The following is a 12,656-nucleotide window of genomic DNA, read 5'->3' on the forward strand; positions in this document are numbered from 1 at the left end:
AAGAGAGTGAAGTGGGTGAGGCATTGACCGGTGCGATGGCAACGAACGCGGGTCAAGGACGTTGCCGTATGAAGGATGGGGACGTTGAGAGCCCGTGGGTAATGCAGAGCACTGGCGGTGTTAGCCCGTTTTCTTTTGCCTACTTTTCTTTGCGGCGGCAAAGAAAAGTAGGTGCCGCCCCGCACAGGGGCAACGCCCGCGCCGCGAGGCGCATCGCGGATGCCAGCGAAGGGCGAAGCAAACGAACGCATTCGCGGATGCCCGCGGCACGCTGAAACAGCAACGCACTCGCGGATGCCAGCGAAGGGCGAAGCAAACGAACGCATTCGCGAATGCCCGCGACAAGGGCAAAAGAAACCCGCGTCGCAGACACAAAAGAGAAAGGACACGTTGACATGAAAATCGCCTTCATAGGCTTGGGCAACATGGGCGCGCCGATGGCGCTAAACCTGCTAAAGGCGGGCCACGCCTTAACCGTCTTCGATCTGAACGCGCACGCAGTGCAATCACTCACAGATGCAGGCGCAAAAGCAGCGACATCTCCAAAAACGGCATCGACAGAAGCCGAACTGATCATCACGATGCTTCCCGCAGCAGCTCACGTCAAAGCCGTGCTGACAGGCGAGGAAGGCATCCTCGCGGGCATCGCGAAGAACGTGACGATCATCGATTCGAGCACGATCGACCCGGCCAGCGTGAAAGCCTTCGCCGAACTGGCGAAAGAAAACGGCAACACGTTCGTGGACGCCCCCGTATCGGGCGGCACAGGCGGCGCAGCAGCAGGCACATTGACGTTCATGGTCGGCGGCAGCGCACAAGTCTACGAGCAGGTGAAACCGGTCCTCGCATCGATGGGCAAGAACATCGTCCATTGCGGCGACACGTCGACGGGACAGGTCGCGAAGATCTGCAACAACCTCGTGCTCGGCATCACGATGGCGGGCGTCTCCGAAGCGATGGCATTGGGCGAAGCGCTCGGCATCGATCCGAAAGTGCTCGGCGGCATCATCAATACGTCGACGGGCCGCTGCTGGAGTTCGGACACGTACAACCCGTTCCCCGGCGTGATCGAAACGGCGCCCTCGACGCGCGGCTACACGGGCGGCTTCGGCACCGATCTGATGCTCAAGGACCTGGGCCTCGCCACCGATGCCGCGAAGCTCGCGCGTCAACCGGTGTATCTCGGCGCGCTCGCGCAGCAGCTCTATCAGACGATGAGCACGAAGGGCGCGGGCAAGCTTGATTTTTCCGCAGTCATCAAGCTGTATCGCAACGAGGGAGACGCGTAATGATCGAACTCGACTACGCGCATGAAGGCAGCGTCGCGCTGCTGACGTTGAAGCGCCCGCCCGCCAATGCGTTCACGCCCGAAGGCCTGTTGCAGTTGCAGCAGACCATCGGGCGTCTGAACGGCGAAGCGCAGGTGCGTGCCGTCGTCATCACCGGCGATGGCCCGAAGTTCTTCAGCGCGGGCGCCGATCTCAACACGTTCGCCGACGGCAACAAGGAAGTCGCGCGCATCGCGGCCGCCCGTTTCGGCGCGGCGTTCGAAGCAGTGCAGAACGCGCGGCCCGTCGTGATCGCGGCGATCAACGGCTATGCGATGGGCGGCGGGCTCGAATGCGCGCTCGCGTGCGATATCCGCGTCGCCGAGCAGCATGCGGTGATGGCGCTGCCCGAAACGGCCGTCGGACTGCTGCCGTGCGGCTGCGGCACGCAGACGCTGCCGTGGCTCGTCGGCGAAGGCTGGGCGAAGCGCATCGTGCTGACGGGCGAGCGCGTCGATGCGGCGACGGCGTTGCGCATCGGTCTCGTCGAGGAAGTGGTCGAGAAGGGCGCGGCGCGCGAGTTCGCGCTGACGATGGCCGCGCGCGTTGCGGGCCTGAGTCCGCAGGCCGTCACGTTCAGCAAGGAGCTGATCCAGCAGGCGCGCAACGGCGTGCCGCGTTCGGCAGCGCTGGCCGTCGAGCGCGAGCGCTTCGTCGATCTGTTCGACAGCGCTGATCAGCGCGAGGGCGTCAACGCGTTCCTCGAAAAGCGCGCGCCGCAATGGCAGGCGACACAAGCCAAGGAGCATCAGCGATGAGCGCCGTTCTCGAGGAAGGACCGGCCGCAGAACCGGCCGCCGAACCGGACGTGCTGTTTCGCGTCGTCAATCGCGTCGCGATCCTCACACTGAACCGGCCCGCCGCGCTGAACGCGCTGTCGCACGAGATGGTGCGCGAACTGGCCGTGCTGATCGAGCGCTGCCGCACCGATAGCGAGATCGTCGCCGTCGTGCTGCGCGGCGCGGGCGCGAAGGGTTTCTGCGCGGGCGGCGACGTGCGCGCGCTCTACGCGATGCGCGAGCGCAATGAAAGCGGCTGGCAGCAGTTCTTCATCGACGAATACCGGCTCGATTACGCGCTGCACCAGTTTCCGAAACCCGTCGTCGCGCTGCTCGACGGCATCACGATGGGCGGCGGTATGGGGCTCGGCCAGGCGGCGCGGCTGCGCATCGTCACCGAGCGCACGAAAATGGCGATGCCGGAGACGCGCATCGGCTTTTTGCCCGACGTCGGCGCGACGCGCTTTCTGAGCGTGATGCCCGCCGAAGTCGAACTGTATGTCGGGCTGACGGGCGCGACGCTCACGGGCGCGGACGCGCTGCATGTCGGTCTCGCCGATCTGTGCGTGCCGTCCGAATGGCTCGATACGTTCGAGGAGCGCCTGTTGCGCATCGCGACGGCCGACGCGAGCGCCGACGAGTTGATGCGCGCGCTGCGCACCGTGTTCGAGCCGCCGTGCAACATCGTGCCGCACGCGGGGCTCGGCGCGTTTGCGCAACTGATCCTGCGCCACTTCGACCGCCGCTCGGGTATTGAGCGCATCGTCGCGACGCTGCGCCAGGATCTGGAGCGCGAGCATCCGCGCGAGTTGCGTCAATGGCTGCAGGCAGCGTATGACGCGATGACGTCGCATTCGCCGACCATGCTGTACGTCACGCGCGACGCGCTGCTGCGCGGCCGTCAGATGACGCTCGCCGAATGCTTCAGGATGGAACTGGGCATCGTCACGCGCGCGATCGAAGAGGGCGACTTCAGTGAGGGCGTGCGTGCGCATCTCGTCGACAAGGACCGCAAGCCGCGCTGGGCGCCCGCGACGCTCGCCGAAGTGCGGCCCGAGCGCGTGCGGCATTTCCTTGCGTCGCCGTGGCGCACGGAAGCGCATCCGCTCGCGGACCTCGGCGCGCAACAGGCGTGAGTTTCGCGGCGTATCGTGGTGACGCGGATGCCTCACGCTCAGAACCTCAGAACCGATAGCCGACGCCGCCCAGCAGCACATCGGTATCGCGGCTATAGCGCGTCACGACGCGGTTCCACGTGACGCGCGCCGCCCAGTGCTTCGTGAACCGGTACGACGCCGACAGCGACACGAGCCCCGACAGAATGCCGTCTCCCGTCGACCGCTCGCCGGAATCGTTGCCGTGGTGGATCGCCGCGTAGGCGCCCGCGCCGAAGCCGAGCGTCAGATGATCGTCGAAGAAAGCGCGCGTGAGCCATAGCTGCGCCGTCAGTCCATCGCGGCGCGCTTTCAGTCCGCTGCCTTCGTGCAGATAGCCGAGCGTGCCGTCGAGATAAGGCGTAAGCCCGCGCCGGTATTCGATCGATTCCGCGATGGACGTCTGCGACTCCGGGCTGTTCAGGATCGTCTGCCCGACGAGCACGCCAATTTCGTTGTTCGTCACGTCGTGCGTGCGCGGCAATGCGAACGCGCGCGGACCGGGCTCATCGGGCGCGTCGAGCTGATAGCCGACGCCGACCAGAACGGCCGTCGTCGACGGTCCGCGCGAGACCTGTACGCGGTTGAGCTGCAGGTTCGCCGTCCAGCGACGCGACGTGTACCACGTCGCCCGCGCGCTGAAGAGGCCGCCCCAGCCGTGCGTGTTCGAATAGCCCTCGCCGTGCTCGGCGGCTTCCGTGTCGAAGTAGCGATACGGACCGACGCCGAGCGCGACGACGAAGCGGTTCTGCGCGAGGGGCAGACGCCCCCATATCTGCACCGCCTGGCCGTCGCGGTGATGATCGGGCAGATGGCCCTCGTTCAGCCACGTGATGCTGCCCGCGACATATTTTCCGAACCCTTCCGTGTAGTCGATCGCCCATGAATAAGTGGGCTCTCCAACGCTGCTTTTCAGCCAGCCGCCATACAGGCCGATTTCCTGCGCCGACGCGCCTTTGGATGTCATCAACGCGCACGTCGCGCCCGCCAGCAGCAAAGGCCGCAAGCGATGACGCGATTTCTTCTTCCCTTGTTTCCGTGGCATGGACGGGTCCCTCGTCGGCCGAATCCATTCTGAATGAATATCATTGTTCTTGCGCTGCGGATAACCTGCGGATAACCGATTCGGCCGATGTTTGTCGCCTGTCAGGCATCGCGCTTGCTTGCCGTTTCAGGTTGACGCCCGCCGCCTGGAGCGCGGCGTTCTGCACTGGCACGTCATCGGCGAGTTTGCGGAACGACGCCTATACTTTTCGCTTGTCCATCGGTGCTTCACGGTTCCGCATTGCCGTCGAGGATCGTGACCTGCGCCATCAGGCATTCGACAGCTTCCTTCCGCTCGCTCCGTTCCGGTTGCCACATGGAGATGCCCCGATGCCCCATACTCTCGCCCGACCCGAAGTCACCCAGCAGGAAGCCGGCCAGGACGCCGCCGCGCAGCCAGGCCAGCCTGTCTCACCCGTCGCGATTCCCGTCGAACTCAATGTGAACGGCACGCAGTACGCGCTGTCGCTCGATCCGCGCACGACGCTGCTCGACGCGTTGCGCGAGCATCTGCATCTGACGGGCACGAAGAAAGGCTGCGATCACGGACAATGCGGCGCATGCACCGTCCACGTGAACGGCCGCCGCGTGAACGCGTGCCTGTCACTGGCCGCGACGCACGCGGAGGACACGATCACGACGATCGAAGGCATCGGCGATCCCGACGCGCTGCATCCGATGCAGGCCGCGTTCGTCGAATGCGACGGCTATCAGTGCGGCTATTGCACGTCAGGCCAGATCATGTCGGCCGTCGCGCTGCTCGACGAAGCCATCGGCCCCGACGACGCCGACGTCCGCGAAGCGATGAGCGGCAACCTGTGCCGCTGCGGCGCGTATCAGAACATCGTGACGGCGATTCAGGCCGTGCGCGGCAAGCGCTGAGGAGACCGCGATGGAACTCTTTCAGCTCTCGCGCGCGAACGACGTGCGCGACGCCATCGCGGCGGGCGCCGCGTCGCAGACGGCGCAGCAGGGCGCGCACGTGCGCTTTCTCGCGGGCGGCACGACGCTGCTCGACCTGATGAAGCTCGATGTCGAGCGGCCGGCCCGCGTGGTCGATATCAGCCGGCTGCCGCTCGATCGCGTCCAGACCACGGACGATGGCGGCATCAGGATCGGCGCGATGGTGCGCAACGCCGATCTCGCGATGCATCCGCTCGTTCACGAACCTTACGCGGTGCTGTCTCAGGCGCTGCTGGCGGGCGCGTCGGCGCAACTGCGCAATATGGCGACCACGGGCGGCAATCTGCTGCAACGCACGCGCTGCGTCTATTTCCGCGACACCGCGATGCCGTGCAACAAGCGCGTGCCCGGCTCCGGCTGCTCCGCGATCACCGGCTTCAACCGGACGATGGCGATCCTCGGCACCAGCGACGCGTGCATCGCCACCAATCCGTCCGACATGAACGTCGCGTTGACGGCGCTCGGCGCGACGATCGAAGTGGAAGGCGCAAAGGGCACGCGCAGCATTCCCATCGACGACTTCTATCTGCTGCCCGGCGATACGCCCGAGCGCGAGACCGTCCTCGAACCGGGCGATCTCGTCACGCACGTCACGCTGCCGCCCATTCCGGGCAGCCGCTCGCTGTATCTGAAGCTGCGCGACCGCGCGTCGTATGAGTTTGCGCTGGCGTCGGCGGCCGTCGTCGTCAACGTGACGGACGGGCGCATCACGCGCGCGCATGTCGCGCTGGGCGGCGTCGGCACGAAGCCGTGGCATGCAACCGAGGCGGAAGCCGCGCTTGCGGGCGCCGTCCCCGATGCGGCGAGCTTCGCGCGCGCCGCCGATGCCGCGCTCGCCGATGCGAAGCCGCAGAGCCAGAACGGCTTCAAGATCGAACTCGCGCGGCGCTGCCTGATTCATGCGCTCACGCAGGTCACGCAGTCCGTCTGATCCCTCTTCGAGGACCTCTTTCCATGTCCACTGTGTCCGAATCCTTGCTGTCCGTGCTCGGGCAGCCGCAGTTGCGCATCGACGGTCCGCTGAAAGTGAGCGGACGCGCGCAGTACACCTCCGATATCGACTTGCCCGACATGCTGTACGCAGTGCCCGTGTGCGCGACGATTGCGAGCGGCCGCGTGACGTCGCTCGAATTCGCCGCCGCGCAGGCGATGCCCGGCGTGCGGATGATTTTGCATCGCGGCAACATCGGCCGCTTTTATCGCATTGCAGGCAATTCGATCGACAACGGCTTCGTCGACGAAGCGCGGCCGCCGTTCGACGACGACGTGGTCCGCTACTACGGCCAGTACGTGGCCGCCGTCGTCGCCGATACGTTCGAGGCGGCGAGCGCTGCGGCAGCGGCCGTGAAGGTCGGCTACGAAAAGTCGCCGTATGACGTCAGCGACGAACTGGAGGCGAGCGGCGAGCTGCACGCCGAGAGCGAGCGCGGCGATGCGGCCGCCGCATACGACCGAAGCGAAGTGAAGCTCGATGAGACCTATGTGACGCCCGTCGAAACGCACAACCCGATCGAGCTGCATGCGAGCGTCGCGCACTGGGACGGCGATAGCTACACGTTCTACGAGACCACGCAGGCCGTCGCCAATCATCAGGGCACGCTGACGCAGATGCTCGGCCTGCCGAAAGAAAAAGTGCGCGTGATTTCGCGCTATCTCGGCTCGGGCTTCGGCGGCAAGCTGTGGGTGTGGCCGCATACGCTGCTCGCCGCGGCCGCGTCGCGCCACACGGGGCAGCCGGTGAAGCTCGTCGTGAGCCGCAAGATGATGTTCCAGAACGTCGGCCATCGTCCGACGACGCAGCAGCGCCTGCGTCTTTCCGCCGACAAGACCGGCAAGCTCACGTCGATTCGCCACGACTACCTGAACCACACCGCGATCGCCGACGACTACCAGGAAAGCTGCGGCGAGATCACGCCGTTCCTGTACAGCGTGCCGAATCTGCGCGTGAGTTCGGGGCTCGCGCGGCGCAACGTCGGTTCGCCGACGTCGATGCGTGGGCCGGGCGCCGTGCCCGGACTGTACGCGCTCGAATCGGCGATGAACGAGCTGGCGCGCAAGCTCGACATCGATCCCGTCGAGTTTCGTTTGATGAACGAGCCGAAGGTCGACGAATCGACGGGGCTGCCGTTTTCGTCGCGGCATTTCGTCGAGTGTCTGAAGACGGGCGCCGAGAAATTCGGCTGGGCAAAGCGCACGCCTGCAGTCGGGTCGATGACGCGCGACGGGCTGACGCTCGGCTGGGGTGTCGGCGCATGCGGCTGGCCGGGGCTGCGCTTTTCGGCCGAGGCGACCGTCGATCTGCGCGCGGACGGCACGGCGCGCGTCGTGTGCGGCACGCAGGACATCGGCACGGGCACGTACACGATTCTTGCGCAACTCGTCGCCGGCCATACGGGCATTCCGCTCGACAAGATTGAAGTCGGGCTCGGCGATACGATGCTGCCGCTCGGGCCGGTGTCGGGCGGTTCGGCGGCGACGGCTTCCGTGATTCCCGCTGTCTTGCAGGCAGCGCGCGCGGCGACCGACATGGTGCTGGCGCGCGCCGGCGCAATCGGCGATTCGCCGTTTCACGGCGAAAAGGCCGACGCGCTCGCGTTCAGCGCGGGGCGCGTGCATCGCAAGACGGATGCTGCGGAAAAGGGCGTGCCGTTCGCGCACATCCTGGAAGCGGCAAGAATGCATTCGGCGACGGGCCGAGGCAGCGCGAAAGGCGGCTTCGACGATCCGCTGAAAAAGGACTACTCGATCTACTCGTATGGCGCGCATTTCGCCGAGGTGACGTGGCAGCCGGAGATCGCGAGGCTGCGCGTGAGCCGCGTCGTCACGGTGATCGACGCGGGGCGCATTCTGAACCCGCGCGCCGGGCGCAACCAGATCGAAGGGGCCGTCGTGATGGGCGTCGGCATGGCGCTGTTCGAGCACACGATGTACGACGCGCAAAACGGCGCGCCCATCAACAGTAATCTCGCCGATTACATCGTCGCGTCACATGCGGATTCGCCCGAGATGGACGTGACGTTTCTCGATCATCCCGATCCCGTGTTCAACGAACTCGGCGCGCGCGGGATCGCGGAGATCGGGCTCGCGGGCATCGCGGCCGCCATCACGGACGCCGTGCATCACGCGACGGGTGTCAGAGTGCGCAAGCTGCCCGTGATGATCGAAGACTTGCTGGGCAGCGCAGCGTAGCTGTCAGAGGGCAGGGGGCGTGGGCCGCGGGGCTCACGCCTCGCCGATCACCTCCGCGCCTGCGGCGGGCGCTGCCTCGACGCCGGCCGCATCCTTGCTGTCCCGCGCGCTCTTCACACGTCCGATCCACGCGCACGCGAACACGGCGCCCGCTGTCGCGAGCCATCCGACCGTGCCATAACCGGCGATATGTCCGTGCGCGTCCGTCGACAGCAGCAAGCCGCCGAACCACGCGCCGCAGCCCGTGCCCATCGCCTGCACGGCGCTGTTCGCGCTCAGGAAGGCGCCGCGCGTCTGCGGCGCGGGCACGGTCGTGAGCAGCGCCTGCATCGGCACCATCCGCGACGACATCGCGACCATGAAGAACGGGAAGAACAGCACCATCGCGTAGAACGGCACGTCGGGCAAATGCGTGATGAACAGCACGGGCAGCACCGACAGCAGCGCGGCAATGCGGAACACCTGCTTCTTGCTGTAGTGATCCGCGAGCTGCCCGACGCGGCGCGACGTGAAGAACGTCGCCGCGCCGCCCGCCATGTACAGCCACGACAGATTCGCGGGCGCGATGCCGTGATTCGCGACGAGCGTCGGCGCGATGAACGGGATCACGAGCATGTGCGCGACCATCACGACGAACGTCAGCGCGAACGCATTCAGGTGACGCGCATTCGCAAAGAGCCGCCACAGATCGGGCAGCACCTGCGCGAGCGGCGCGCGCTGCTGCCGCAGATGCGCGGTCAGCGACGGCACGATCCGCAGACCGCCGAGCCAGATCGCGCACGACAGCGCGACCAGCAGCACGAACGGCGCAGCCCAGCCGAAGTGCGCACCGAGCATCACGCCGGCGGGCACGCCCGCGATCGCCGCGAGCGAGAACGCCGTCATGATCGTGCCCGTCGCGGCGCCCCGACGCGAGACGGGAATCACGTCGCCGACGATCGCCATCACGACCGAGCCCAGCACGCCGCCCGTGATGCCCGCGAACGCGCGTGCCGCGAGCAGCAGCGGATAGTTCGGCGCGAGCGCGCAGCCCAGGTTCGACAGCGCGAACAGCGCATAGATCGCGAGCAGCAGACGCCGCCGGTCGAAGCGGTCGATATACGTCGCGGCGAAGAGGCCCGACAGCCCCGAGCACCACGAGTACGCCGATACGGCCGTCGCGAAGCGCGCGGGCGAAATCTGGAACGCGTGCATGATTTGCGGGCCGAGCGGCATCATCACCATGAAGTCCATGATGATCGTGAATTGCGTGAGCGCGAGCAGCCACAGCAGGCGCCGCTCGCGTCGTTTGTCGAGACCGTCGGGTTCGTCCCGTTGGCCTGGTTGGTTTGATTCGTTCAGCGGGCGCATCCAGAGGCTCCGGGTAGACGCGTTGTGTCAGTCATCGAGATTTTCGTGGACGGCCGGCTCGCCCTTTTTCCAGTACGCCGACGCGCGAATCCGCGACTTGTCGACGCCCCGCTCGTTGACGAGGTGAGAGCGGATCGCGCGCATCGTCGCTGCTTCGCCGGCGGCCCACACGTAGCCGTCGCCGTCGGGCAGGAACGTTTCGCGCACGGCTTGCAGCAGGGCGCTGCCACTGCTGTTGCTGTTGCCACCGCCGTTGTCACCGCTGTTGCCACCGCCGTTGCCACCGCCGTTGCCACCGCCGTTTTCACAATACGCGGCTTCGCTGCGATAGCGCCATTCGATATACAGATCGGCCGCCGTGTCGAATTCGACGCGCGCCGACGCATCGGCGACTTCGATCACGGCCGCGACGCGCGAGCCGTGCGGCAATTCCGCGAGCCGCCGGCCGATCGCGGGCAGCGCCGTATCGTCGCCGATCAGCAGATGCCAGTCGAAGCCGGTCGGCACGACGAACGAGCCACGCGGCCCGCCGACGCCCAGATACTGCCCGGCCTTCGCCTGCGTCGCCCATTCGGTCGCGGGTCCCGCTTCGTGCAGCGCGAATTCGAGTTCGAGCTCGCGCGCGTCGCGGTCAAAGCGCTTCGGCGTGAAGTCGCGCGCGACGGGGCGCGGCTGGCCCGCCGGAAAAACGGGGCCGTCGGGGCCTGCTTCGGGTATGGCGGGCTTTTCTTCGCCGGGAGCGGGGAAGAACACCTTCACGTGATCGTCGAACGAGGCGGACGCGAAGTCGTGCAGATCGTCGCCCGTCAGCGTGACGCGGATCAGATGCGGCGTGACGGTCTCGACGCGCTTCACTTGCAGCAGACGGAATTTCAGCGGATGACGCACGCGCGTCACCGTCAGATCGGATCGGGTTGCTTGCATAGGTTGTGCTCTCCAGAGGTTCGGCCGAACCGTTCAGGCTGGGGCGCCGTTACCGGTGTCGGGCGACGTGCGGCCGTTCTCGCGGGGCTTGCTTTCGATTTCGGCCGTGGCGCGCGCGAGAATCGCCGCGATGCGCCGCTGCTCGTCCGGCGATGCGTTGTCGCGCAGCAGCAGCGCGTTTTTCAGCGCGCGGCGCGCCGCGGTAAGTTCGGGCAGCCAGCCGCCGGGCGCATCGTCGCCTGCTTCGCCAGGTTCGCCCGCGAACGCGCGGCGCACCGAGTCCATCTTGCGGGCGATGTGCGCGAGCTTCGCGAGCATCAGTTCGGCGCGCTCGCGGTTCGCGGCGAGGTATTCGCGGCCCGCGTCGGCGAGCGAGTAGCGCTTGCGGTTGCCTTCGATCTGCACCGTCACATAGCCGAGTTCTTCCAGATACGTCAGCGCGGGGTAGACCATGCCGGGACTCGGCGCATAAAAGCCGTTCGAGCGCGCTTCGAGCGCCTTGATCAGCTCGTAGCCGTGGCGCGGCTGTTCGTCGATCAGCGCGAGCAGCAGCAGTTGCAGGTCGTCGGACGTGAACTTGCGGCCGCGCGGAAAGCCGTCGCCGTCTCCTCCAAATCCGCCGCCCCCGCCGAATGGACCGCCGCCGAATCCGCCGCCGAATCCACCACCCATAGGACCGCCGCCGAACGGTCCGCCATGACGGCCGCCGCCGCGATGGCGGCCGATCGCGTGCCAGAACGCGTGAATGCGCTCGTGGATGTGGAAGAACGAAGGATCACGGCCGAATGCGGCGTCGCGGGAGAACTCGCGTGAAAAGCGCGAATGGTGATGACGCATAGTTCACCTCCGAGTGTCGTAAGATGTATCTAAAGATATATATCGAAAGATAGTCCGTCAAGTTTAATTTTGGGTTGGCTACCGACGTGACTGCTGCCGTGACTGCCGCCGTAACTGCGCTAGGGGCGGCGTTGCACCGGGATCGGGCATCCGCGGATCGCGCATGCTAGTCTTGGTCGGTTTCGGTTGCTGACCGGGCAAAACGGACAGTCAGATGAGCGATGCTTCCATCGATCCCGACTCTGTCGCGCGGACGGCCTTCGTGCTGGGCGCGCGTCATCGTGCGCTCGATCAGCCGTGGCGGACACAGCGCCGCGCGCAGTTCGTCCATGTCGCGCAAGGCGTTCTGAGCGTGCATACGGAAGGCGGCCTGTGGGTTGCGCCGCCGCGTCACGCCGTCTGGATGCTGCCGCACGTGTTGCACCGGATGTCTTCGGCGGCGCCCGTCGTGCTGCGTGTCCTGCACGTCGACGCGGGCGCGCCGTCTGTGCCTGCGCGCTGTCGCGTGGTGGCTGTCGACCGGCTGGTGGACGAATTGCTCGGCGCGGCGTCGGCGTTCGACCCGCACGCGCCCGCGGACGACGAAGAGTCCCGCCTGATGGCCGTGATCGCCGACCGTCTGCCGCGTCTCGCGCATGTTGCGCCGCTTTCGCTGGTCTATCCGCGCGACCCGCGCGCGCGTCTCATCGCCGATACGCTCGCGGCCGATCCCGGCAGGCCCGGCGTGCTCGACGATTTCGCCGATGCGGCCGCCATTACCGCGCGCACGGCGGCGCGTCTCTTCACGAAGGAAACGGGGCTGACGTTCGGCCAGTGGCGTCAGCAGTTGCGCCTGTTGACGGCGCTCTCGCGTCTGGGCGCGGGCGCGAGCGTCACGCAGGTTGCGCTCGCGGTCGGCTACAGCGATGTTTCGTCGTTCATCGCCGTGTTCAGGGACTCGCTTGGAGAAACGCCCGCGCGTTTTTTTCGCTGAACGCGCGAAGGCGCTTCGTGGGCGAGCGCTTTTGCATCTGCGTTCAATCCGCTTTCATTGCTGGGTTAATGCTTCGCTAACGTGGGCTGATTGCTCGCGCAATGCGAAGGCCGAT

The 12,656-nt window shown here is 66.5% G+C and carries 11 protein-coding genes; 7 read left to right on the forward strand and 4 right to left on the reverse strand.

Annotated elements, in window-relative coordinates:
* Window positions 1-395: 395 nt before the first annotated feature.
* The 3 genes from mmsB to VSR68_RS19160 are packed head-to-tail and all read left to right on the forward strand — an operon-like array spanning window position 396 to window position 3,243.
* Window positions 396-1,289 (forward strand): 3-hydroxyisobutyrate dehydrogenase, encoded by an 894-nt coding sequence (mmsB, locus tag VSR68_RS19150; protein WP_342941333.1) that lies wholly within the window; start codon window positions 396-398, stop codon window positions 1,287-1,289.
* Complete coding sequence (locus tag VSR68_RS19155; RefSeq protein WP_342941334.1) at window positions 1,289-2,086, forward strand: enoyl-CoA hydratase; 798 nt, start codon at window positions 1,289-1,291, stop codon at window positions 2,084-2,086. The genes mmsB and VSR68_RS19155 overlap by 1 nt, the downstream gene beginning before the upstream one ends.
* On the forward strand, window positions 2,083-3,243 hold the full coding sequence (locus VSR68_RS19160) for an enoyl-CoA hydratase/isomerase family protein (RefSeq protein ID WP_342941335.1): 1,161 nt from the start codon (window positions 2,083-2,085) through the stop codon (window positions 3,241-3,243). The genes VSR68_RS19155 and VSR68_RS19160 overlap by 4 nt, the downstream gene beginning before the upstream one ends.
* 46 nt (window positions 3,244-3,289) lie before the next feature.
* Here the strand turns inward: VSR68_RS19160 and VSR68_RS19165 are convergent, their stop codons facing one another.
* Window positions 3,290-4,306 carry a hypothetical protein gene (locus VSR68_RS19165; protein WP_342941336.1) on the reverse strand — a complete coding sequence of 339 codons (1,017 nt, stop codon included), beginning with the start codon at window positions 4,304-4,306 and terminating at the stop codon, window positions 3,290-3,292.
* Between the two features lie 329 nt (window positions 4,307-4,635).
* On the opposite strand from VSR68_RS19165, the gene VSR68_RS19170 reads away from it, so the two are divergent.
* The 3 genes from VSR68_RS19170 to VSR68_RS19180 are packed head-to-tail and all read left to right on the forward strand — an operon-like array spanning window position 4,636 to window position 8,457.
* Window positions 4,636-5,187 carry a (2Fe-2S)-binding protein gene (locus tag VSR68_RS19170; protein ID WP_342941337.1) on the forward strand — a complete coding sequence of 184 codons (552 nt, stop codon included), beginning with the start codon at window positions 4,636-4,638 and terminating at the stop codon, window positions 5,185-5,187.
* A gap of 10 nt (window positions 5,188-5,197) precedes the next feature.
* Window positions 5,198-6,199 (forward strand): xanthine dehydrogenase family protein subunit M, encoded by a 1,002-nt coding sequence (locus tag VSR68_RS19175; protein ID WP_342941338.1) that lies wholly within the window; start codon window positions 5,198-5,200, stop codon window positions 6,197-6,199.
* Window positions 6,200-6,222: 23 nt separating this feature from the next.
* Window positions 6,223-8,457, forward strand: a complete 2,235-nt coding sequence (locus tag VSR68_RS19180) for a xanthine dehydrogenase family protein molybdopterin-binding subunit (protein ID WP_342941339.1) — start codon at window positions 6,223-6,225, stop codon at window positions 8,455-8,457.
* A 33-nt stretch (window positions 8,458-8,490) separates the two neighbouring features.
* Here the strand turns inward: VSR68_RS19180 and VSR68_RS19185 are convergent, their stop codons facing one another.
* The 3 genes from VSR68_RS19185 to VSR68_RS19195 are packed head-to-tail and all read right to left on the reverse strand — an operon-like array spanning window position 8,491 to window position 11,568.
* Window positions 8,491-9,807, reverse strand: coding sequence for an MFS transporter (locus tag VSR68_RS19185; protein WP_342941340.1), 1,317 nt, complete (start codon window positions 9,805-9,807; stop codon window positions 8,491-8,493).
* A 27-nt stretch (window positions 9,808-9,834) separates the two neighbouring features.
* Window positions 9,835-10,731, reverse strand: a complete 897-nt coding sequence (locus VSR68_RS19190) for a siderophore-interacting protein (protein ID WP_342941341.1) — start codon at window positions 10,729-10,731, stop codon at window positions 9,835-9,837.
* A gap of 33 nt (window positions 10,732-10,764) precedes the next feature.
* Window positions 10,765-11,568 carry a PadR family transcriptional regulator gene (locus VSR68_RS19195; RefSeq protein ID WP_342941342.1) on the reverse strand — a complete coding sequence of 268 codons (804 nt, stop codon included), beginning with the start codon at window positions 11,566-11,568 and terminating at the stop codon, window positions 10,765-10,767.
* A 214-nt stretch (window positions 11,569-11,782) separates the two neighbouring features.
* On the opposite strand from VSR68_RS19195, the gene VSR68_RS19200 reads away from it, so the two are divergent.
* The gene (locus tag VSR68_RS19200) at window positions 11,783-12,541 is read left to right on the forward strand and encodes a helix-turn-helix transcriptional regulator (RefSeq protein WP_342941343.1); all 759 of its coding nucleotides are present in this window, start codon (window positions 11,783-11,785) and stop codon (window positions 12,539-12,541) included.
* The last annotated feature ends 115 nt before the right edge of the window (window positions 12,542-12,656 follow it).

Origin of the sequence: Paraburkholderia phymatum, assembly GCF_038900715.1 — a bacterium.
Classification (GTDB): Bacteria; Pseudomonadota; Gammaproteobacteria; order Burkholderiales; family Burkholderiaceae; genus Paraburkholderia; species Paraburkholderia phymatum_A.